We start from the raw sequence: 23,224 nt of genomic DNA, 5'->3' as shown, positions 1-23,224 counted from the left end.
TGTAGGGTGTTAGTTCATATAACATCATAGACAAGTTGGATTTATATACTTACTGAAGTAATGCTTTCATTGGTAGAATAAGTTATTTCATATCTCCATACCATTGTTCATCAAATGGTTGATCCATTCTTTGAATGTTTTTCATCTGTTTCCATGTTTTTTAGACGTTTCAACAACGTTGTCCGCCAGCTTTCCGATAATTCTTGAACGCCTAGTATCCGCTCAATACCTTCTTGGTTATATTTATCGTGATACATGATGTGGTTCGCAAATGAAACGGTTATTCCAAGCGGGTGACGGCTTAATAGCTGCAGGCGGGACTCTCTCGTCACCCAGCCCTCTTTCAACACCCGAAAATAAAAACCGGTATAGCCTGTGTTTTGCACACGAAGCGGCAAATCTTCCACATTGTACTTTTTCGCCAGCTTATAGCAAGGCTGCCACGGTTGGCTCACTTGAACGATCGCTTCGCCCAATTGAAACATATCCCCGATACAAACGTCCTCTTCCACTAAGCCTTTCACCGTCAAATTTTCACCAAACGCTGCCGCTTCCAGCTCCCGGCCAAGCTCCTTTTCCCAATAAGCGTAGTGATCATATGGATAAACGCATACCGCTTTATCTTTACCGCCGTGATGAACAAGATCCGCTTGTCCATCGCTTTCGAAATTCAAAAAAGATAAAAAGACAGGTTCATGGACAGGCTTTTTGTAAATACCTGTCGACAACTCTTTTCCTTCAAAAACGAGTGTTTTCGGTTTTCCTACGTTGATTGAAACAATTTCATATTCATGAATGGTCATAAGAGCCGACTCCTTTCATGGTAAGACTTTTTATCCGTTTAACACTCCATCAAAAGTGATTAAATTTGCTAATTTGTGTGACTCTCCCATTTTGAACGGGAGAGTCGTATATGCAGCACTATTTCACATTTTGAACGCCTTTCTCCATCTTGTATGAACTTGATAAAAACGTAAAGCAAAAGAGGGATGACAATAACAAGAAACTAGCGGATATGGCAAAAACCACTTTCGGGCCGTATATTTCAGTAATCCAACCAAAGAACAAAGTCATGCCACCAAAACTTATCGTCATCACGACCTGCTGAGCAGCGTATACTTTTGGAAGAATGAAGTCAGAAACGTTTTTTTGTAATATTGCCTGCATGCCAATAACTTTTAACTGCTCAAACAATCCGTACACAAATGAAAAAACTAAACTTAGAAAAGCAACCGTATTCATTCCAAATACAAATGTAATGATGGATGTTCCTAAAGAGCCTAGAAAGATGGAGAAAAAGAGGTGCTTTTGAATCACATACGAGATTTTCCAGGCAATAATTCCTCCAACAATGAACCCTGCAAAAAAACTTGCGTTAATATACCCCCACCAAGATGTGCCTGCCCGTAAATTTTCAGCGGCATAAACATACAAAATGGCAGCGATCCAAACCGCTCCTGCCATCGACTCCAACAAAACCATCGCATGAAAGCTTCGCAGCCACTTATGATGAAAAATATAGATCCATCCTTCTTTCATAGCATTCCAGACAGATGGATTCGTTTCCTTCGCAACGTTATCTAAATAGACATTTTTCATTTTCCACATACAAAACGTCGAACCAACAAAAAGTAAAAACGTAAGCCAAATAAGATGGCTTGGCGGCAAAAAAGATGCCAAGACCCCGCCGGCCGCCCAACCGCCAAACTGAATTGTCTGGTCAATGACTGACAGTATACTGTTTGCCCGAACAAGGTCACTTTCTTCTATTAATCTCGGGATCATCGCATTTCGTGCTGGATGAGCAACACCATCCAAAAAGGAGATGAATGAGACGAAAATGAAGATGTGTAACAACGTGTCATTTGAGATAAAAAATGCAACTAATGCTCCTAAAAAAAGCAATAACACTGATTTCCATAGCTGTGAAACAAATAATAGCTTCTTTAATTCGTATTTATCCAATAAAATCGGCACAAACAATCCACACACCAATCTCGATATTGTCACGACAAATGGAATGAGCGCCATATAGAACGATGACTGTGACAGATTATATAATAATGCCATTAATCCAACGATATAAAACAAATCACCGCCATTGGCAAGCGACTGTCCTACTACAAGGTAACGAAATGAACGGTTCCGCATAAAAATCGACCCCTATTTAGTTTTTGAAAAAAGTGATTATAAGGGGTTTTCCATCACATTACGTTTACCTCCTTAAGATGACCTAGCATCCATTAAACGTTACCTTGTAGTTTTATAGGTTTTATTCCCTATCATCTTTAAGCAGCCAATTCACCGCATCTTCCAATGTTTCTGCAATGTAGTCCGGAACAATTTCAGCCCACTTATCATCATATTCTTTGTTTTGATACTTATTAAACACTTTCGCTCCGGCACCTGTTTTTACAAGTATTTTCATACATCCTGCCTGCTCGGCTGCGATCATATCCGTCCAGCGATCGCCGATGACAGCACATTTGTCAAGATGTAAGCCGTTATTTTCGGCCCCCTGCAAAAGCATTCCTGGGGCAGGTTTTCGGCAATCGCAGCCTGCATCTTGCTGATGTGGACAAATGTATACATCATCAAATCCAAAAGATAAAAGTTCCTTCACAAAATCTTCTTGATGTGCTTCACCACGTGAGATGCCGGGGTGATTTGTAAAAGAGAATCCTTTAATGCCAGCATTTTTTAATCGAAAGATGGATTGTAAGTGTAAGGAAACAATGAGAATTCGCCTGGGTATTCTACTTTCTCTGAGCCGCCAATCGTTCCATCCCTGTCAATAAAGACAGCTTGTAGCTTCATGTTCCTCGTGTCCCCCTTAACACCGCTTCGAGCAAGAAACGATTTACATAATAACAATAATATACTAAAATTTTACAATATTAAGTATAATGTAAACCCAATTGTTTGTCATTAAGATCATCAAACGCTCGAAAAGGAGAATGTAAGCTTTGAAAGTTCCGAAATGGTATAGCAGCAAATAAACAAAAAAGGCAGCGATGCAGCTGCCTTTATATCTTACAAAGCGAGAAAACTTCTTCTTCGAAACGAAGTGAAAATAGGAGTAGTTCAAAAAACCATATTGAAAATTTCATCGACCCATTCAGGGTTTTCATGTATCCCGAGTTTTGCGCATAAATTTTTGTGGACTCTTTTGAATTCTGGAACCATATTTTTTATCACATTCATTATTTCAAAAGGGTCCCGGCTACAGCTCCAACTTTCAAGAAGAGATAATTGCCAGTCTTTTAAATTGCTTCTTTTCCCTTCTATCTTAGCCCAATCACCAAACGTATTCGGCTGTATTCCGGCTTCCATGTACCATGCTGATGCCATAGATAAACGCAAGTAGTCAACGCACTGGAGGGCATAATACATTTCTTCTCTCATTACTCTACGGTATGCTTCGTGAACGTATGCAAAAAATTTTGTTCGCCATATTTCAAATTCGATAGGTGATAGCTCATATAATAACCCCTGCGATTTTTCATGAATTTCTGCCATTAGCCCTTCAGGATCATAGACAATTTTAATATTTTTTAACCAAACGGATGGCTGAATATCTTTAAGTTTATAATAAAAGACATCTACCTTTATAAAAGAGTCATAATGAGCAATCGTATAATTTGTCCAAGGGAAGTCCTCATGGAATAAAACATTGCCCCATTTCCTTGCTCTTTGTTTTTTATTTGACCTGTATTCTTCAAACACTTCCTCTTTCACCACAATACGGAGGTCAATATCGGAATATAAATCCGTATTTTCGCTCCCGATTGAACCACCATAAAATACGGCCAATACATTTTCATCATTTAATAAGTCGTTCTCAATTGCTTTCATTAAAGCTTCGCGATTTTTAGGATTTTTATCATCCCTTGCTTGATGTTTCGTCACAAATCCCACACATTTCAAACCAACTCCCGAAAAGATAATTCCAAACATTTTTTCTACAACTAAACACCAAATTCCTTTTCACACTAAACTGGCCCTTCACGAAAAAAGAAGGGGCTGACCATAAGTGCCTGACCTCATGCACAATCTACCATATATTAAATACTTCCCCAGCATGATATGCGGTCTATTGTCGTTATCGGGTCTGACACTTAGCTTTTTAGTCAGCCTCCTTCCGTTAGTTGGAAAATATTAAAGATTAACAAAAAGATCGTGCAGAGCATGGGTAGTCGTAGGAGCAACAATATTATTCGTTAGTCTGTAAATCAACAAAAAATAAAAATGAGCAATAAATGTATAAGGCAAATGCAGGGAAATTTCATTTTGGATAAACGGCAGAAACTCTTGTCCTGAAATCCAGAATTGAAATGGTATGTGCATAAGGCTAAAAAGCATTCCTACAATAACAATGCTAATCCACTTGGAGGATAGGACATCCTGAATGATTGACTGTAAATATCCTCGAAAAATGAGTTCCTCAACTAATGCAATACAAAAAAAGTAATAAAAAAACTTTATAAGAAGATTTACTATGCCAATTGATTTAAACGAAATGATGTTTTCCTTAGATAAAACAAGTTCTGGAATAGCAAAAATCACACCAACTATAAAGGACAAGAAAAGCATCTCTTTGCGTAAACCAATTGTGCGAAATGATTGTTTTCGGAATTTTAAAATAAAAATTAAAGGGGTTAATTCAATTATGCTAATAAACAATCCAAAAAGTAAGTTATTAAATGGTGATTTAAAGAAAAATGTTCTAATTGGACCAATATTCCTTAATGCCCAACCACAAATAAAGATAACAATTGTTAGATATAGAAAATAGCTTATACTAATCAGAAAATCCGTTTTATTATAATTTAGCCGCTCTTGCGATGTTATTTTGGACTTTTGAAATTCCAAACAACTAAGTTTCATGTACCACACTCCCGATACTAGTTATCAACACAGAAAGCATTTAAAAATTCGTTTATTTCACTTTTTCAACAAAAAAAGCATTACTCCTGCTTTGAAGTAATGCTCTTGATTAACTGTGTATTTTTATAAACAAATGAAAAACTGCCTATTCGTTGATTTGACATACATATTGGTTTACATCAAGCTTCCCGTTTGTGCGATCTGATTTTTGCGTTTATCTGTTTCTCCATTCATAAGAAAAAATTCCCATCAAATAAGTAGCGTGATATTCACCCTTATTATCAAACTTTTATATTTTCATTAACTGCAAACCACTTTTACATATTTTACAAGATTTTTTGTTAATTCTTCTCTCCTACAAAAAAACTCGCCACATCAGCGAGTCTAGCATTCGATTTCCACGAACAAACAATGGTAGGTTGCGATAATGTGGCCGTTTTCTTGAAAATCTTGTTCGTATATGTTCATCATTTCTTTAAGGACGGAGGGGCGTTGGCAGTAGGAACCTTGGTTGCTATTGGTTGCTCCTATTTTTCTTAGTGAAGTGAAAAAATCTTTGACGGAATGAAATCGTTCTGTTTCGAACACTTCTGTTCCGAAAATAGCCGCGGTTGGGTGAACCTGTTGAACAGAGTACTCACACAGCTTTAACAAATCCTCTAATGCATAAAAGGACTGGCCAAGACGAGCGTTTGTTTCGAGCTGTAACTTTTGCATCGCTCGTTGAAAGGAAGTGTGAAGTTCATGGAATGTGCCGCAGCCAAAGGTAGAAAAAAGAATCATTCCGTCTCTCTTTAAGATGGAGCTAAGACGAGAAAGTGTCGACTCCAAGTCATTGAGCCATTGAAATGTTGCATTAGAAATAATGAGATCATACCGGTCATATAGCTCCATTTCTTCGATATCACCACAAAGAAAATGGATCGACTTTCCAGAGATCCGCTGTTTGGCAATCTCAATCATTCCTGGTGCTAAGTCGATGGCGGTGATGGTTGCATTTTGAAAATGACGGGACAGCTTAGCAGTGAGGTAGCCTGTCCCACAGCCGATTTCAAGAATATGAAGTGGAGATGAGTCACTTCTTTTCATCAATAGCTGTTTTAATAAGAAATCTGCCATTTTTTTCTGGACGTTTGCAAATTGGTCATACGTTTTTGCATTGGCACTAAATCTTTTTTGCAACAATTGTTTATCAATCATATTCTTCCCCCTACAAACGATTGAATCAACCGGGCACATTCGTCTGTTTTTGTTAAAAACGGAACATGGCCGGTTTTAGGCAATAATTTTAAAATCGCATTGTCACGTGTTTGTTCAAATATGTAGCGCGACGCGGACGGTGGACAGATGGTGTCTTCTTCGCCGTGAATAAGTAACAGTGGCGCAGTGATATCACGCAAAGCAAAACGAACATCAGCTGTCATTAAATAATCGAGACCAATAAGTAATCCTTGCTGTTCGGTGTTGTGAAAGTGGCGTTCAAAATCTAGTACTTTGCCTTGTTCCTCTTCACAAAGTAGAGAAGCAAAAAATGAAGAAAGCGTTTGCTCGCGATTTCGCACTAATTGGCGTTTCATTCGTTCGACTACCCGCCGCTCCCATCCAGCGTCATAGCCATCTCCCTTAGTAAATCGGCTTGTTCCGCCGATGAGAACAAGACGGTCCATTTTCTCTGGAACAGAGGTCGTAAGCTCAAGAGCGATGAGCGCACCGAGCGACCAACCAATTGGAATGAAAGAAGAAAGCTCATTTTCTTCAACGAGTTGAACTGCCTTTTGTTTAAAATCCGCAATTGTTTCAACCCCATCCCATTCAACATAGAAAACGGAAAAAGATGTTTTAAGCCGTTCGGCAAGCGGCAACCAAATCGTTCCTCTCATACCCCATCCAGGAATGAAGACAATATGCTTTTGCTTGTTCATGAAATAATCCCCATTTCTTGACCGATTGTAGCGATTTCGTTAATTGCCCAGTCTAGTTCATCCTTCGTTAACGTCGCCATGAGGGAAAAGCGAATTCTTGCTGTCCCTTCTGGAACCGTAGGTGGTCGAATAGCGACAGCCGCAATGCCTCTTTCCTGCAGCCGTTCACTAAATTGCACCGTTAACTCATTGGAACCGATCAGCACCGGCACAATTTGCGTCACGCTTGTGCCAATGTTGAAACCGAGATCACTAAGTTTTTTACGAAAATATTGACTATACTCATGGAGCTGTTTGCGACGCGCTGTTTCTTGTTGAACGATGTGAATCGCAGCCAGAATCGAGCCTAACACAGCGGGTGGCAATGCCGTTGTAAAAATGAAGCTCCTCATTTTATTGACGAAATAATCGATCAGCCACTGTTTTCCAGTCACGTATGCACCGAAAGAACCAAGTGCTTTGCTGAAAGTCCCCATTTGTACGTCCACTTGTTCTTGTAGACGTAAATCATGAATAAGCCCTTCTCCTCTTTCTCCATAAACACCGCTGCTGTGAGCTTCATCAACCATTAAAATCGCCCCATACTTTTCTTTGAGTTCAACGAGCCCTTTCAATGGAGCGATGTCACCGTCCATACTGAAGACGGTATCCGTGACAATAAGTTTTCGCTTATGTAGCGGCGCTTTTTTTAAAAGTGTTTCTAAATGATCGAGATCGTTATGTTGATAGCGCTTCATTTCTGCTCGGCTTAAAATGATTCCATCGATGATGCTGGCATGGTTCCATTTATCACTAAACACGAGGTCGTTGCGGCCGACGAGAGTAGAAATAATGCCGACATTCGCTGTATATCCGCTGTTGAAAATAAGTGCTGCTTCTGTTCCTTTCCACCTCGCTAGTTCTGTTTCTACATGTTCATATAGGGAATAGTTGCCAACAATCAATCGGGATGCCGTCGAGCCTGCGCCGTATTCACGAGCAGCGCGTATACTTGCTTCAATGAGTCGATCGTCGCCAGCTAATCCAAGATAATTATTTGATGCAAGATTGAGAAGCTTCCGACCATTCATGATAATGGACGAGTTGTTCAAAAAATCGATGGAATGTAAGCGACGTCTTTGCGCTTTTTTCTCTATATGCAGCAATTCTGCTTTCATCTGTTCCTCCCACGAGTGCATCCTCTTTCCTCCCCTTATCTCTCTTTAATGTTAACCAAAAATTATACAAGGTTAACATTATAATTAATCGTATCATATCAAAAAAATTCAGACAATATTTTTCATACACATATCGCTTTCATCTCTCTTTTAGCCGTTCCACATCGACTTCTCCCTCAACTCTGACATCGTTTTCCATTTTGCTTCATATTCTTTCAGCCAATCGGTCACAAGTACGGTACGAATTGCTTTCTTTTGAATGATTGTCATGATTCTCGGCAGTGCAAAAATTCACCATATCATGATTCACAAGCTGTTTTTAGAAAACTCGCACTTTTATTTTTACCAACGTACTCACCAAACTTAAATTTAATTGAGACCATTATTAAATAGGCTATGTTAAATAACCATATTGATATTGAATTAAAATATAATGAATAAGAAAGGTAATTTGACTGTATGTTTTTATGTTAAATATGGAAAGAAAAAAGGGGAGGGAATCATTTGGAAGAAACGAAGTATATAAAAATAAACTTTTATTTGTTACTTGGGATATTGCCACTTTCAATAGTTGGTTATTTATTTGCTGTTTATAAAGAGAATTTATTTTTCTTGTATGAATGGTCTCTTACACTTTTAATCGTAGCTTCCATCATATTGTCAATAATCGGAATCATAAAAAATGAGGGGAATTCAAAGTGGATTTCACTCTCTTACTTTGCTTTTCTTGTGCAATTTTCTGTCCTTTGTCTATTCTTAGGACCATTTACGTTTTACAGTGTAATTTTTGTATTTTATGTTACTACCTTCATTACAATCTTAATCTTTATTATAGCCATTAGAAAAATTAACAAGTTCAAGTTTATACCTTTACTATTTTTAACATTGTCTACAATCTTTACTATTTATGTTATATTCCTAAATGCTTTATGGGAAACCAATTGGATTTAGGCTTTTTTGGTGAAGTTTATTTACCCCATTATAATATCGTTCTTCTTTCGGCCAACCATTAAGCATATGAAAGACCTTCAATTTGTGAAGGTCTTTCATTTTAAATGTAAATCGACAATAATCATTAACATAGCCATTAAATAAAATAAAGCTGACCCCAAAATATACAAGTGGAATCAGCTTTTTGATATAGAAAGATTTCATTCTGTATAAATCATCTTTCTCGTCATGCCTCCATCAACGACTAAATGAATACCGGTGACAAAATCATTTTTTGGATCGGTAAGATATAAACAAGCTCTTGCGATATCTTCTGGCTTTCCTACCCTTCCTGAAGGATGTTGTAGATGATCTTCGGGCCGTAGTTGACTGTAGTCTCCTGTTTCAATCCATCCCGGACAAATCGCATTGACGGTGATTCGATCCGGTCCTAATGAAACCGCAAGCGCATGGGTAAGTGAAAGAATACCTCCTTTCGAAGCAGCGTAAGCCTCTGAATTCGGCTCCGACATAAGAGCACGGGTGGAAGAAATATTTACGATCGCTCCTCCCCCATGGGTTCTCATGATTTTCGCTGCTTCCCTTGAACAAAGGAACGTCCCACGCAAATTCGTATTGATGACATAGTCCCATTCTTCCACCGTTAAATCATAAGGAGATGTAAATACTCCAAGCCCCGCATTATTAATTAAGATATCAATTCGACCAAGCGCTTTTCCCACTTCCTTCATCACGTTCTCAATCTCTGTTGAATTGCTTAAGTCAAAAACGTATGAATACACATCATATCCAGCATCTTGCAAACGTTCGCGAGTTTTTTGCAACCCATCTGCATCTTTATCCATGATTACCACTTTAGCCCCTTGTTCAGCATAAGCCATCGCAAGAGTTCGACCAATTCCGCCTCCTGCTCCTGTTATAATCGCGACTTTTCCTTCATAACTCAACGATCTTTCCCCCTTTGTCTATTAAAAACTAAGTACTCATTCGGCACTTTGAATTTCTTTATGTTGCTCAAACATATCATACCATGTTCTTCATTTCTTTTACCTTTTCTTCAACCAGTCGTTTATGTTGCTGTAAAATCGGTTTTCGATCCTCAATTGTATGATTTCCATCTAGATACTTCATTCAGATGGGAGTTTGTACGGTATTAATATTTTGGACAGAAACCCCATTCAATAGAAGATGATTACATTTACAACGTTTATCGTCGAAACATTTATCATAAGGACACAAAATGTTATTGATTACGGTGATGATTGTTTCGACTAAGACTCATCACAATACTTATGACGCACTGGAGAGGCCACCCAAAACAAAAACAAGGCTAATTTTCACATAGAAATCAGCCTTGTTTATTTCCTAACCTATATGATGGACCTGTTCTTTTTTGGAACGACTAAGCGCGTACGGTAAGCATAACGGCAAGCCTGTACGCGGGTCTCGGATGATATCACACTGAATCCCAAATACCTCTTCGATAATATGTGGTTGCATGACTTCCATCGGAGTACCTGCTTTGACGACAGTTCCTTTTTTAATAGCAATCATATGGTGAGCATAACGGCTTGCATGGTTTAAATCGTGAACAACCATAACAATCGTTCTCCGCTCTTTTTCATGCAGCTCTTCTAAAAGATTAAGCACTTCTAATTGATGAGCCATATCAAGAAATGTCGTCGGCTCGTCTAAAAACAAAATCGGTGTTTCTTGAGCAAGCGCCATCGCAATCCATGCTCGCTGTCGCTGTCCACCCGATAGTTGATCGACAGGACGATGAGCGAATTCTTTCATTCCTGTCGCTTCAATGGCCCATTCAATCACTTCTTTATCCTGTTTCGTTAACGAACCGAAGCCGCGCTGGTGAGGGAAACGGCCATATGTCACTAAATCGGTGACTGTCATCCCTTCTGGAGCCGTCGGGTTTTGTGGCAAAATCGCTAATTGCTTAGCCACTTCTTTCGTTCTTAATTGATGAATCGCTTTCCCATCAAGCAAAACATGACCGCTTTTTGGTTTCAGCAAACGCGCCATCGTTTTCAAAATCGTCGACTTTCCAGAGCCGTTCGCCCCAACTAATGCTGTGATTTTATGGGATGGAATTTCTATATTTAATTGTTTGACAATGACCATTTGATCGTACGCAATATCTAAATTTTCCGTCACAATCAAGCGATCCACTTCCTTTCGATTTGATTTTAAGCGAGCGTAAAAATCCCTTGCTTGGACATATTTAACACTCTATCGGAAGAGAACGTTCAATTCGCCACAAACGCTTGATGGTGGGTCGAAACCATAGCCATTGGTTGAGCGTTGGGATCAAGATACATTTTGACGCTATTGACCGCCGTCGGTCCTTCCATAAATCCTCCGGAAATTAACATTAATTTATTCGGATAATAGGCAATATCTCCTATGGCAAATATGCCAGGGATGTTTGTTTCCATTTTTCCATTGACAACAATACGCCCGTCTACCATATCAAATCCCCAGTCTTTGATCGGTCCAAGGTCAATATGGAAACCGTGACTAACAATCAATTCATCGACCGGTAATTCTGTTGTTTCCCCCGTGTCAACATGTTCAATCATCACTTTTTCAAGAAGAGTTCCTTGTCCGTATAGTTGTTTGACTACATATGGTGTCAATAGTTCGACTGACGAGCGCTTTAGGTTCGTCACGCTGCTTTCCAATCCGGAAAATTGATCGCGACGATGGACGATCGTGACTTTTTCAGCGATGGACTCCAATTGTTGGGCCCAGTCTAACGCTGTATTGCCGCCGCCGGAGATAAGTACTCGCTTTCCACGAAAATGTTCTAATGATCCAACTTTATAATGAAGCGTATGCCCTTCGTACTGTTCCGCACCATCCACCTCTAACTTCTGCACTTCCCATGTTCCATGTCCTATCGCAAGAATGACGGCGCGCGTATGATGTTGTTCGCCATTGATGCTTGTCAACAAAAACGTTCCATCCTTTTGCTTCTCCAAATCAACAATTCGTTGACCTAAAACAATTGTGGGTGCAAACGTTTTGGCTTGCCGCTCTAAATTTTGAATTAACTGCTCCCCGGAAATCTCAGGAATCCCACCAATGTCGCGAATGATTTTCTCTGGGAAAAATCCTCTCACTTTCCCGCCTAACTCTGGCAAGCTTTCAATGACTTTCGTTTTTAATTCGCGCAATCCACTGTAAAAGGCAGCGAATAACCCAACAGGACCTCCACCGACAATGGTTACATCATAGAGTTCAAGGTTTCTCTCCATCATGAAATTCCCCCATACGATTAATGATTGGATCGGGCTAGCAAATACAAGAAGTACGGTGCCCCGATGATCGCCACGACGATACCTGCATGAATTTCTGATGGCTGTAGAATCGTGCGACCGATCGTGTCGGCGGTCAGTAACAATAGGGCCCCTGCGAGCGCCGAAGCTGGCAGCAAATACTTATGATTTGGACCGATGATTCGTCGCGCTAAATGCGGTCCAATCAAACCGACGAAACCAATGCCCCCGCTGACAGACACACAAGCAGACGCAAGTCCCACTGCAGCAGCGAGTAGTTTCACTTGTTCTTTGGAAACAGACGCACCAAGTCCTGTGGCGACGTTTTTTCCAAACGATAACACATCGAGTACGAGCGCTTTATAATACACAAAAGCGAATAGGACGACAATCCAAGGTAAAAGCGCTAAAACGTAATCCCACGTCGCTCCCCAAATACTTCCAGTCAACCATGCCGCTACAAACTGATAAAGCTCCCGGCTTAGTCGAAGAGAAAGAACCGTCATGAGCGCGCTCAATCCAGCCGCAACTGCCACTCCTGTTAAAACGAGACGCGTTGGCAACAGCCCTTCGTGTTTTTCGTAAGACAAGCCAAACACAAGAGCAGCTGCTAATGAGCTACCGAAAAACGCAAGGATCGGCAAAAATAAAACAGGAACGTCCAAATGTGTTGGGAAAAACGACAAATATAAAACGACCATTACCCCTGCTCCATGCGAAATCCCTAAAATGCTTGGATCTGCTAACGCATTGCGGGAAATGCCCTGCATAATGCAGCCTGATACAGCCAATCCCGCCCCAACAAGCATGGAAATCACAATACGAGGCAAGCGAAATTCAAACAAAATCAACTCTTGCTTTTCGGTTCCCATTCCAAACAGCGTTTGAAACACTTCAAGCGGAGATAACCGACTGAAGCCTGTGTTCATACTGATCACAAACACAATAAGAATCAGAACAGAAAAAGTAGCGAGTATGGAAAAACGCCGAACGTTCTTGCGTCGCTCTACTCCATTCATGAAAGCTCCCTCCTTCCTTTTCGCGCCACATAAAGGAAGAACGGAACACCAATAAGGGCGAATAAAACACCGATTGGCGTTTCATAAGGAGGATTAATCATTCTTGCACCAATATCAGCCATAATCATGAACCCTCCACCGAGAACGGCCGAACAAGGAATAATCCAGCGATAATCCACACCGACGAAAAACCGAGCAATATGCGGAACGACAAGTCCGATAAATCCAATCGGTCCGACCGCCGATACAGACACTCCTGCCAAAAGAAGCACAATAATCATGCCAAGCATTTTAACCAAGCCCGTTTTTTGTCCTAATCCTGTCGCTACTTCATCTCCTAGACTTAAGAGAGTAATCGAACGCGACAAAAGCAATGAACCCACTAAAGCGACAACAAGCCATGGAGTCATCACTTTCAGCTGGCTCCATTTCACACCGGCCACTCCACCTGCATACCAAAATGCTAACTCTTGACTTAACTGAAAATGGATCGCAATTCCTTCGCTCAGCGCCGTTAACAATGCACTTACGGCTGCTCCTGCTAACACAAGGCGAACCGGAGTTAAGCCACCCCGAGCAAGCGAACTAATCCCGTAAACAAGCCCCGCCGCAACAGCCGCTCCTAAGAAGGAAAATAGAATTAAAGAATTATAGGATAATCCCGGTAAAAACGCGAAGCAAACCGCTACCATCAATGTAGCCCCAGCATTTAAGCCTAAAAGCCCGGCATCTGCAAGCGGATTTCGCGTCATCCCTTGCATAATCGCACCTGCCACTGCAAAGCTAGCACCTACTAAAACATCCGCAAGCGATCGCGGCAGACGCAAATCTTGAATAATCGCATGTTCCGTTCGATTCGGATTGTAATGAACAAGCGCTTCCCATACTGTTGAAAGCTGAATATTGGCAGCACCAACGGAAATAGACAACGCAATTCCAAAAACGATAGCGAAAATTCCTATCACGATCACCGTTATCGCTATCCAAGGACGCGAATACTGATTTACCGTATCGTTTTTCATGATTTCCACCTGTTTTCCTATATAAGTACAAATAAATTTCTAACATATGTATGTAATCATGAAAAGAAGAACGCTTTTCTACCACAGGGCTAACCTATAAGTATCCGGCCTCACATGCAATTTCACAATATATCGCTCATTGTTTCCTCTTGTGGGGTCTGACACTTTGGGTTAGCATCTGCAACGAAATCGGACAAATGAATTTGTCCGATTTCGTTTAGGAGATTGGTAGAAAAGCTTGCTTATGTTAGAATTTGAAACTAGATTCCTATATGTCTTACTGTACTATTTTTTATTATGGGAAAGCAATGTATCTACGACAAGATCAAGCTGATGTTCTAGCGAAATCGCATCGGTAAACCATACATCTTCTAGTTTCATCTCATAGAAGTGATTATTTTTAATAGCTTTTAAATTTTTCCAGATCGCGCTATTTTTCATGTCTTTTTCAATTTGGTCGGTTCCTTCTGTTCGGTATACCGTCCAAAACATATGATCAGCCTCGTAATCAGGTAACGCTTCTAGGGAAATCGGTTTCCATTGCTGCGGGCCTTCGATGACTTCTTTTTTCGTCTTCTCTGGCGGTGTTAATTGCAACGCATTATAAATGATTTGTCCTGCTCGTCCAAAATTTGCTCCAAACACAACAAAATCTTTTCCTGACAATTCATAAATACCAACTGTCTCGTTTTTTCCAATAACTCCTTGTAACTTTTCACGAGCAGCAGTCGCCTTTTCGTCAAACTGTTTAATCCATTTTTCTGCTTCCTCTTTTTTACCGAGAACATCTCCAAACACACGAATTTCTTCTTGAATACCTTTATAATGTCCAAACGGAATCACAACGGTTGGCGCAATTTTCGATAGCTGCTCATATTGATCCTCTAAATAGACAATAATTAAATCTGGATTCAATTCCGTTACTTTTTCAAGTGAAATTGGATTTCCGACATTTTCAATTCCCTTCATTTGATTTTCTGTAATATAAGGATTTTTCATCAACGGATTTGTAACCGCAATCGGTTTTACCCCAAGAGCTAATGCGTTTCCTAAAAATTCATACGGCATAACAACACGTTTTGGGTGAGTTGGAATCTCCACTTCTTTTCCATTTGCCATTTTAAATGTTCGCGTTGCTTTTTCTTCCATCTTTGTTTGTTCTTGATTTCCAGACACCGTGTTTTTCTCTTGGTTTCCGCATGCGCTAAGCATCATAAGAAAAACAAGTAACATGATACCTATGAAAGAAAATCTTTTTCTATTCATCTTATTCCCCCTATGTATTTTGTGGATATTGATAATCACATCTACATAGAAATGATAATCATTTTCATTTAAAATGTCAACAAAAATCGACATAACTGTTAAATGTACTTCTATATTCGTCTTTCACATCGTTCCGTTTGTTTCCTGAATCATCACATCAATGATCGCTTCTCAATTATTTAGCCACCTTATGCAATACGTCATATCTTTCTTCTACAGAGATTTTGCTCACTCTTTTTTCACTTCTTTCTCAGCTCAAAAGCTTAGTGAAGTTGTTTTGCTGTCTCCAATCCAATTCTCCGACCCCCGCCATTGACAGGAACAACTTTATCGTGAAACACATCCTCACTTCCCAGTAATATCCTAAACTTTATGTTTATTCCGTTCAATCCTATTACACTATCATCCTCTTAAAATGGACACTGCTTGTACGATATAAATGTAACTTAGAGATTTAATCTCTATATAACATTGGCTCATTTGGTCGATACTGCTCTTAGGGAACAAATAGGAAAGAAAAGGAAAGCAGCCCTATGAAACGATTGAAAGTCGCAAGTACTCATGAGTTCACAGCTTGGAAGTGACGGAAAGAAGAACGCAAAGATACCTCTTTGTGCCAACGTATTACCGCAGCTCCATTAGTCATGGAAAATGATCCTCTGCGACGCTAAATCTTTATCGTCAATCGGTGGCTACGTATGTGTCTGTATTCAATCATGGAGGGACTCAAGGCGTTACGAGAGCGAAAAACGCTATAACACAAAAAAGGAAATTCTACTTGTCAGATACGTTTTAGTGATAAAAACATATATCCTTAACGGCTTTGAAAAAAAATAAAAGAGGCTTTCTCAATGCTGAAGAATTGAATCTCCGTAGACAGCCTCATATACTCCTCTGTGTTCAAATAAAAACCTTTGTCAAGATTTACATTTACATCCCGCTATGTTCACCATTATTTTTGAACCAATGAGAATAACGTTATTTTTATAAAACAACCTTCTTTATCTTCCGTAAATCATAGGCCTAAACCGCTCATTTAGGAAAGTGGTCAATCCATTGGTGCTTCTCAAATCATCGACTTATTCTTTAACGAATTTCTAACTATCCATTTATCAATTTCGTAAGCTATTTTTTCCGGTGCATCCCAATGTACACTATGTCCTGCGTTAGATATACCAATAATGGTAAGCTGTTTTATTTTCGCTTTCATCTGATGGATGAAATGGAAACGGGTTTCTTCCATCTCTTTAGGAAGCGTACTATGTAATAAAAGGACGGGAGTTTTAATATTCTCGTAAATCTCACGGAACGGTTCGTTGAAAAAAGATTTTATAATCGATTGAATCGTAAAAAGCGATGGGATGATTGTATATCCGTCTTCGCTTTTTTTCATGGCCGATTCAACCATTTGTTCAATCTTTTCATTCCAACGAACGGCATTCTTTTTTAACTCAACAAAAACATCATCCATCGTTTTGTATCGGGTTGTTTCGTACATATTTTCCCAAAATTTCAAGAGACCTTCGAGCGTGCTGTTCGGGTGATCAGCGGGTCCCATATATCCACCGTCTAACAAAATAACTCCTCTCACTTTTTCAGGAAATTGTTTTGCATAGAAAAGAGCGATAATCGCTCCCCACGAATGCCCTATTATAAAGAAGGGAGGATTTACATTTTGCCCCATCGCTTTGTCAAACCAGTTTGCAAGATTGGAAAATAAGTAATCTTCTTCATGCGCTAAAGGCGGCGTTTTTCCATGTCCTGGGCTATCAAACGCAACAAGATGGTAGTTTTTTAGATAATCAGCTAACTCCAAAAAAGATTCGCTACTGCTAGTAAGACCGTGAAAACATACAAGAGTTGGATGGTTTGTCTCTCCAGTTTCATAAATGTGAACAGAAAAATCTGTCGTAACTTTATTCATGTTTGACCACCTTCCAATCCAAAATCACTCCTACATCATTCTCTTATATTGTTTTTTTATCAAGGATTACTTTAAATAAACACCGCTTATTTTTATAATGGTGGGACAAAATAAAAGAAAAGGCACATACTAAGGAGCAGTTTTATGGAAGAAAGCATCATGAGTTGAAACATCCAAAAATAAAACAACCGATTGAAGATGTCATTGCAGGGTGACGATTCACCAAAAATTTCCGTTCGACTACCACTGAAGAATGATAGGTCTTCCTCCCTTTAGCTGAATAAGAAAAGTGATACAGTTATTGAAGGATTGCTTTCGATCGTTGAGAAAGGTAAATTCTATCCTCTACTAGGTTTAGATTACATTTTTGGTGCATCCATACCTAAACGAGCCCATTCCTCTTTTGACGGACCATAAACGCCGGGAACGTTTAGCCCTGCTTGTCGCATAAGAACGGTCATTTGTCCGCGATGATGGGTTTGATGTTGAATCAAAAACATCAAAAGTGTCCCATTTGTCATTTGCTGACCGAAAAAGTCGATAAGGTCATTCAAATTAGCGTTGGTCCATTGAGTTTTCAGTGCTTGAACAAGGGCATCACTGGCTTTCTTATAGCTTTTTGCAATAAAATCAGCCGAGGAAGGAACAGGCCAATCTTTAGCAGGAGCTTCAAACGTTAACCCTGTACGTGAGACAATCACTTGAATGGCAGTAACGATATGCCAAGCAATACGTCCTAAAGTCCAATTCTGTGCAGTAACTTCCTGCTTAAGTGACTCATCAGTGAGATGATCAAGTACTCTCCTAGTCACTCCAGCCTCGAACTCCCAAGATTTAAAAAAACGGTCTAAAGTTTGAAACATAATAGTCCTCCTCAATTTTATAATATATGATCATTTCACTGAATTTTTGGAATCCCCACATCCCTCCTATTATTTTAAAACCTGTGTTCTTTTTTGACTTCCATTGTTCAAATAACTTGCCTGTCGCTTATCTCTAAGAAGAAATTTTTATAGAAATTTCGTTCATCAACGTATTCTCCGATTATGAACATGTTGCAAAACACATAACAAAAACAAAAAACACCCTTTTTGAAAATTATATACAGTGACTAAAAATAAGATTCCAAGGGAGATATTGTGTTTCAACACATCAACCAATTTTCTTTACTAGAGGTACCTTATGCAACAAGTCGCTCACCTATTCCAAAGAAACTCTCTTTACCGTACCCTATTCTAGATATTTCAGAACATAAAACGGAGCACATATAGAAACCTAACTTCTAAGGTGCTCTATTTTTTTGTTAAGCCTATCATCACTTTTGCTCTGTAGGAAGAACAGGTATATCCTTGCTTCATACATCAGGGATCATTTTGTCAATCTCTTCTTCTTTAACCTCATAGTTATTGATTCGTAAATTCTTTCTGCATTATAACTGAAGCGTTTGCAACCTCTTCTTTATCTCGAACGATTGTGCGATGTTTACGAATCAGTAAAATAGCCGTAATCATATAGACAACACTTAAAGCAAATGGAGTAAGGTGAAATGATTGATCCATAAATCCAATGCCAATAACCGATGAAACAATTACGGTTGTCATCGTTTGGAATAAGTAAATTTTCGCATCGTATATCCAAACATATGGAAGAAAATGTGCTCCCGTTAGAACACCGATGACAAAAGGCATCCATTCCGGTTGGTGATAGGCAACCATAATGACAATAGGCGCAAAGAAAATTTGCACACCTCCTACTAATTCGCCAACGGTTGACAACGGATTGTGAGCAGCTAAAAAGTTAATTTTTAATATTTTTGAAATGAGAATGGCTAAAGGTAAAATCGCTCCAATTCCAAACAAGTAAAGCCATACCAACGTCTCTTGAGGTAAAAAGAAACTGCAAATTCCAACAAACAACCAAAATAAAATACCAGCAATAAACACAGGTTAACCTAAGTGAGCTTCTAATGATAAATCATTTTTTAATTCGTAAATATTCATTTCATTATGTTTCTTCATGTTTTTCTCTCCCTAATTGTTCTTGCTTTTCTATGATTCCATATAATCATAAAATCCGCATTCTTTACGATATTTAGATTATTCGCTAGCATCCCTGTCCATCAAACACTTTCTGTAACCACATGTATATTTCAGAACACTCAAATAGGTAAGTGAAAAATCGTATCATGCTGTATCCTTCTCATTATGCAGACCCCGCCATTGATCTTTATATTTTGTCGAGACTTTCCATAAGACAACCCCTAAAAACGTTCCTAGTGTATTCAAAATGACGTCATCAATGTCCGCTGAGCGTCCTATTGGGAAAACATATTGAAGTACTTCAATCAACAATGAGAAAAGTAAACCCGTTACGATAATCCGACGGCTTTTATTCCATGAGAGAAAAAAGCCAAACGGAACAAACAGCAATATATTAAACAAAATATTCCGAATCGGGACCGTTATATCAACCGAGTAAAAGACAAGGTTATACATTCCGACAAACGGAATAAGATTAAGTACTCTCGGTTGTTCTGGTGAGTAATAAAGCGGGAAAATGGTAATCAATAATATCGCGATCATCGTCAGCGATAATGCAATTTTTTTACACCATTGTTTCCATCCGGCCTTTTTGTTGTGAAAATACCAAATCGATAAAGGAACAACCACTAGCACAATAACCAAAAACAACGGAACAACATCGCCAAATATACTCCATAATTGAATCATTTATATTCCTCCAAAATAGTTATATCTATTTTTTATATTAAATGTAAAATAAATGAAAAACTAGTGAAATCATACATATTCATTATCATTTTTTATCATCTATCAACTTCAACAATTTCTTTATTTTTTACAACTACAGTATTTGACGCATAAAGTACAGGCACAAAACCAATTACAGAGCTTTAGAAGTAACAGATTCTTAATTCTTATTCATGTTTACTTCCATCGGGGTGCTAGCTGATTCCCTTTTTTGGGCTAATAAAACAAGTAGATATCCGAAGATTAATAGACCGGAGATTAACGAAATAACGCCAATCCAATGAAAGTGTGACCAAAAATAACCACCAAATGATCCGACAAAACTTGAACCAAGATAATAAAAAAGCAGATAAAGAGATGAAGCTTGTACTTTGTGATTTCTGGCACAGTCTCCGACCCAGGCACTGGCAATTGAGTGACTGGCAAAGAAACCGAATGTGAAGATGGCCATCCCCATGATTTTTCCAATTAACGAAGGAACTAGCGTTAGGAAGGCTCCGCTCATCATGATTCCGATTGAAATTTTCAAAATCAAGGAATATCCATATTGGTCTGCTTTTTTTCCCATATAAATTGAGCTAAATGTACCACATATGTATACGATAAAAATAAAGCCAATGATGGTTTGGCTTAATCCATAAGGTGGTTCTGCTAGAAGGAAGCTTATATAATTATATAGTGTGACAAAACTTCCCATTAGCAAAAACGAGAGCATCACTAGGCCCATCAAACTTTTATTAACGATATGTACTTTATAAACTCCCCATGCCATTCTCCAGTCCAACGTCTTTTTCACAGAATTACGAGGTACGGGAAGAGTAAGCCAAAACATTATACTTAAAATCAGCGCTAATATTCCTATTGTAGTTAAAGCGATTCGCCAATTAAACAAGTCTGTAAGTACACTCGTTATAATTCTTCCCGCCATTCCTCCTATGCTTGTTCCGCTTATATAAAGTCCCATAATCTTACCGATTCCGTTTGGATTGAATTCTTCTGCAACATATGCCATGGCAATCGAAGGAACTCCTGCAATAAAACATCCTAATAATAACCTAACTATTACAAGGGTCATAAAATTTGGACTGAGTGCAGTCAACAAACTAAGAGCGGCAGTGAAAAACATGGAAATCACCATGACCTGCTTCTTCCCCATCGCATCCGATACAGTAGCGGCAATTAACATGACAATAGCCATCACCCCCGTAGATACAGATAAACTTAAGCTGGCTACTAGAGCCGAGACATGAAATTCTTGGGCAAAAATCGGCATCAGTGGTTGTGTTGTATAAAGGAGCGCAAACGTCAAAAAACCTCCAAGAAATAACGAAAAGCTTGCCTGTCGATATTCTTTGGTCCCTTTTTGAATAAAAGTCACAACCCTCTCCTGGTTACTAAAATCTATAAACATCTACAAAACGCGATGGAACCAGGAAACACCGCCTGCCGCTTAAGTATCGCCTAAGTTCCATCAGGAATGGAAGCCCCTTATCATCGGCTGTGAAAGACATCTCGTCGTCTCTCTGTTAACGACAGGCTTTCCAGTCCATGACAAAATTTTAGTAATCCAGGATGACACCTCCTTCAGTTGAATTTGATATTAATGGAGTCAACAGATTTTATGCAACACATTCCATAATGACCATTCATTCTCTTGTTGGAAGTTCTGGATTTTACGTAACATCATGCCAAGATATCGGCGTTGTTTCGTTCCGCCTACTGATTATCAGCATTTGTGCCAGCAAGACCGTGTCTTCGTCATATCGTTTATTGAGCGAGATCGGTACGAAAGGTGCTTGTTCATGTCTTTTGCCTTCATTCTTTCAAGCAAACGATTGAAAGCACACCACTTCGTCGAACAAAGCACGCGCATCAACTTGTCTAATGAGCGTAGTTATGTTTCATCATTGGAAACGATTTTCATGATTCGAATCGTTTCCATGATCTTGTCGTCTCCCTATATCGCAATGTCGTTGGAACATATATTCACTAAAATTCATTTCTCTCCTTCTTCTCTGAACAAGAAAATGAACTTTTTTCAACACAGCTAACAGAAGGACGGTTCAGAAGATTAAAAAACATCCATCTGTTCATGTAAAATAACAGGAGATATTTAGTCATTTAAAACATTTTTATCGATTTTAAACAAACTGCTTATATTTCTTATTTAGTTACTAAACACTAAATGTCTTGAACTCATGTTAACCTTCTAAATTCATTCGCTTTGAAACTCGATACTCCTTCTGTTTGCTTAACAAAAGATATGTTGAAACATTTTGAAAAAATCACCGTAAACATACAAAAACAGTAGCTTTAAGAGGGAGCCATCATGAAGAAAATCGCTTTTTCTTTGTTAACATTGGGAATCATTGCATTCGTTAACTGGGGAGTAAGTTTATTTTTTAACGCCGATTTTATAGAATATTCTTTTTTCATAGGGTTGGCGTTTGTAATAAAGTTTTTTAATTCCTCAGGCGGGTTTACCACCAATTTAACTCGTTTAAACATTCAGTCTTATACAGGAATAAAGATGGATGAAGAAAAACCGTTGTTTACTCCTTCAATCGTCTTTTACATTGCTATCATATATACCATTATCTCGCTCATCGTCACTTTCATTTATTACAAAAATTATTTTGTTTAGATATCATACAAAAACAGAGTAGACAAAAGTTAAAATTTTGACAGTATTTTTTATAACGTCTTCTTTCACTAATGTCATTCATTCACTGTGTGCTATTGAGACGCTGTTTATCTATTTTTCCTCAAAGCCTTGACAGCCTTATATTCATCTTCTTTTTTGACATAAATATCAATTTGTTTATGATCGGTAACTGTTCTATAGAAACCTCTGAAATCTACCCGGATCTTTGTAGTGTATCGGATACCATTACGATCTAATTTCGAGGCAATTTGAAAATAATCCTCATTTGTAAACGTAGTATAAAGTAAAGCCCACTTCCGCATAAAATGAATACGACTTATGGAGTAAACGACTAATCCAAACAATACTAT

Annotated in this window: 19 protein-coding genes and 1 pseudogene; 1 reads left to right on the top strand and 19 read right to left on the bottom strand. The window is 38.8% G+C overall.

Features of this window, described 5'->3' with window-relative positions; translation table 11 throughout:
- Positions 1-110: 110 nt before the first annotated feature.
- The 19 genes and pseudogenes from HNQ85_RS02720 to HNQ85_RS02630 form a co-directional block, all read right to left on the bottom strand.
- Positions 111-803 (bottom strand): MOSC domain-containing protein, encoded by a 693-nt coding sequence (locus HNQ85_RS02720; RefSeq protein ID WP_181535954.1) that lies wholly within the window; start codon positions 801-803, stop codon positions 111-113.
- Positions 804-921: 118 nt separating this feature from the next.
- Positions 922-2,151, bottom strand: a complete 1,230-nt coding sequence (locus HNQ85_RS02715; protein ID WP_181535952.1) for an MFS transporter — start codon at positions 2,149-2,151, stop codon at positions 922-924.
- A gap of 121 nt (positions 2,152-2,272) precedes the next feature.
- Positions 2,273-2,817: pseudogene (locus tag HNQ85_RS02710) on the bottom strand (HAD-IIIA family hydrolase).
- 267 nt (positions 2,818-3,084) lie between these two features.
- Positions 3,085-3,918 (bottom strand): hypothetical protein, encoded by an 834-nt coding sequence (locus HNQ85_RS02705; protein WP_181536492.1) that lies wholly within the window; start codon positions 3,916-3,918, stop codon positions 3,085-3,087.
- A 240-nt stretch (positions 3,919-4,158) separates the two neighbouring features.
- Entirely contained in the window at positions 4,159-4,887 is a 729-nt protein-coding gene (locus HNQ85_RS02700) for a CPBP family intramembrane glutamic endopeptidase (RefSeq protein WP_181535950.1), read from the bottom strand.
- 384 nt (positions 4,888-5,271) lie between these two features.
- Positions 5,272-6,087, bottom strand: coding sequence for a malonyl-ACP O-methyltransferase BioC (gene bioC, locus HNQ85_RS02695; protein WP_181535948.1), 816 nt, complete (start codon positions 6,085-6,087; stop codon positions 5,272-5,274).
- The gene (locus HNQ85_RS02690) at positions 6,084-6,809 is read right to left on the bottom strand and encodes an alpha/beta fold hydrolase (RefSeq protein WP_181535946.1); all 726 of its coding nucleotides are present in this window, start codon (positions 6,807-6,809) and stop codon (positions 6,084-6,086) included. The genes bioC and HNQ85_RS02690 overlap by 4 nt, the downstream gene beginning before the upstream one ends.
- Positions 6,806-7,987: an 8-amino-7-oxononanoate synthase gene (gene bioF / locus HNQ85_RS02685; protein ID WP_181535944.1), complete on the bottom strand. Its 1,182-nt coding sequence runs from the start codon at positions 7,985-7,987 to the stop codon at positions 6,806-6,808. The genes HNQ85_RS02690 and bioF overlap by 4 nt, the downstream gene beginning before the upstream one ends.
- A 1,130-nt stretch (positions 7,988-9,117) precedes the next feature.
- Positions 9,118-9,864, bottom strand: a complete 747-nt coding sequence (locus HNQ85_RS02680) for an SDR family NAD(P)-dependent oxidoreductase (RefSeq protein WP_181535942.1) — start codon at positions 9,862-9,864, stop codon at positions 9,118-9,120.
- A gap of 418 nt (positions 9,865-10,282) precedes the next feature.
- Positions 10,283-11,101, bottom strand: coding sequence for an ABC transporter ATP-binding protein (locus tag HNQ85_RS02675; RefSeq protein ID WP_343046472.1), 819 nt, complete (start codon positions 11,099-11,101; stop codon positions 10,283-10,285).
- A 77-nt stretch (positions 11,102-11,178) separates the two neighbouring features.
- Positions 11,179-12,189, bottom strand: a complete 1,011-nt coding sequence (locus tag HNQ85_RS02670) for an NAD(P)/FAD-dependent oxidoreductase (RefSeq protein ID WP_181536490.1) — start codon at positions 12,187-12,189, stop codon at positions 11,179-11,181.
- Between the two features lie 20 nt (positions 12,190-12,209).
- Complete coding sequence (locus HNQ85_RS02665; protein ID WP_181535940.1) at positions 12,210-13,229, bottom strand: FecCD family ABC transporter permease; 1,020 nt, start codon at positions 13,227-13,229, stop codon at positions 12,210-12,212.
- On the bottom strand, positions 13,226-14,251 hold the full coding sequence (locus HNQ85_RS02660; RefSeq protein ID WP_181535938.1) for a FecCD family ABC transporter permease: 1,026 nt from the start codon (positions 14,249-14,251) through the stop codon (positions 13,226-13,228). The genes HNQ85_RS02665 and HNQ85_RS02660 overlap by 4 nt, the downstream gene beginning before the upstream one ends.
- Before the next feature lie 285 nt (positions 14,252-14,536).
- Positions 14,537-15,517 (bottom strand): iron-hydroxamate ABC transporter substrate-binding protein, encoded by a 981-nt coding sequence (locus HNQ85_RS02655; RefSeq protein ID WP_181535936.1) that lies wholly within the window; start codon positions 15,515-15,517, stop codon positions 14,537-14,539.
- Positions 15,518-16,583: 1,066 nt separating this feature from the next.
- Positions 16,584-17,441 carry an alpha/beta fold hydrolase gene (locus tag HNQ85_RS02650; RefSeq protein WP_181535934.1) on the bottom strand — a complete coding sequence of 286 codons (858 nt, stop codon included), beginning with the start codon at positions 17,439-17,441 and terminating at the stop codon, positions 16,584-16,586.
- A 359-nt stretch (positions 17,442-17,800) separates the two neighbouring features.
- Entirely contained in the window at positions 17,801-18,304 is a 504-nt protein-coding gene (locus HNQ85_RS02645) for a DinB family protein (RefSeq protein ID WP_181535932.1), read from the bottom strand.
- 540 nt (positions 18,305-18,844) lie between these two features.
- The gene (locus HNQ85_RS02640; RefSeq protein WP_181535930.1) at positions 18,845-19,384 is read right to left on the bottom strand and encodes a DUF7010 family protein; all 540 of its coding nucleotides are present in this window, start codon (positions 19,382-19,384) and stop codon (positions 18,845-18,847) included.
- Positions 19,385-19,624: 240 nt separating this feature from the next.
- Positions 19,625-20,170 (bottom strand): VanZ family protein, encoded by a 546-nt coding sequence (locus HNQ85_RS02635; RefSeq protein WP_246326758.1) that lies wholly within the window; start codon positions 20,168-20,170, stop codon positions 19,625-19,627.
- A gap of 199 nt (positions 20,171-20,369) precedes the next feature.
- Entirely contained in the window at positions 20,370-21,587 is a 1,218-nt protein-coding gene (locus tag HNQ85_RS02630) for an MFS transporter (protein WP_181535928.1), read from the bottom strand.
- A 951-nt stretch (positions 21,588-22,538) separates the two neighbouring features.
- Here HNQ85_RS02630 and HNQ85_RS02625 point away from each other — a divergent pair.
- Positions 22,539-22,853 (top strand): hypothetical protein, encoded by a 315-nt coding sequence (locus HNQ85_RS02625; RefSeq protein WP_181535926.1) that lies wholly within the window; start codon positions 22,539-22,541, stop codon positions 22,851-22,853.
- Positions 22,854-23,224 lie beyond the last annotated feature (371 nt).

This window comes from [Anoxybacillus] calidus, from assembly GCF_013760845.1.
Taxonomy (GTDB): Bacteria; Bacillota; Bacilli; order Bacillales; family Anoxybacillaceae; genus Paranoxybacillus; species Paranoxybacillus calidus.
This window is presented reverse-complemented; position numbering and strand designations above follow the sequence as displayed.

Excerpts from the sequence above, each read along its gene's own strand:
- HNQ85_RS02720 (WP_181535954.1), bottom strand. The coding sequence starts at position 803 with ATGACCATTCATGAATATGAAATTGTTTCAATCAACGTAGGAAAACCG.
- HNQ85_RS02635 (WP_246326758.1), bottom strand. The coding sequence starts at position 20,170 with ATGATTCAATTATGGAGTATATTTGGCGATGTTGTTCCGTTGTTTTTG.
- HNQ85_RS02655 (WP_181535936.1), bottom strand. The coding sequence starts at position 15,517 with ATGAATAGAAAAAGATTTTCTTTCATAGGTATCATGTTACTTGTTTTT.
- HNQ85_RS02690 (WP_181535946.1), bottom strand. The coding sequence starts at position 6,809 with ATGAACAAGCAAAAGCATATTGTCTTCATTCCTGGATGGGGTATGAGA.
- HNQ85_RS02700 (WP_181535950.1), bottom strand. The coding sequence starts at position 4,887 with ATGAAACTTAGTTGTTTGGAATTTCAAAAGTCCAAAATAACATCGCAA.
- HNQ85_RS02660 (WP_181535938.1), bottom strand. The coding sequence starts at position 14,251 with ATGAAAAACGATACGGTAAATCAGTATTCGCGTCCTTGGATAGCGATA.
- HNQ85_RS02665 (WP_181535940.1), bottom strand. The coding sequence starts at position 13,229 with ATGAATGGAGTAGAGCGACGCAAGAACGTTCGGCGTTTTTCCATACTC.
- bioC (WP_181535948.1), bottom strand. The coding sequence starts at position 6,087 with ATGATTGATAAACAATTGTTGCAAAAAAGATTTAGTGCCAATGCAAAA.
- HNQ85_RS02670 (WP_181536490.1), bottom strand. The coding sequence starts at position 12,189 with ATGGAGAGAAACCTTGAACTCTATGATGTAACCATTGTCGGTGGAGGT.
- HNQ85_RS02645 (WP_181535932.1), bottom strand. The coding sequence starts at position 18,304 with ATGTTTCAAACTTTAGACCGTTTTTTTAAATCTTGGGAGTTCGAGGCT.
- HNQ85_RS02650 (WP_181535934.1), bottom strand. The coding sequence starts at position 17,441 with ATGAATAAAGTTACGACAGATTTTTCTGTTCACATTTATGAAACTGGA.
- HNQ85_RS02625 (WP_181535926.1), top strand. The coding sequence starts at position 22,539 with ATGAAGAAAATCGCTTTTTCTTTGTTAACATTGGGAATCATTGCATTC.
- bioF (WP_181535944.1), bottom strand. The coding sequence starts at position 7,987 with ATGCACTCGTGGGAGGAACAGATGAAAGCAGAATTGCTGCATATAGAG.
- HNQ85_RS02715 (WP_181535952.1), bottom strand. The coding sequence starts at position 2,151 with ATGCGGAACCGTTCATTTCGTTACCTTGTAGTAGGACAGTCGCTTGCC.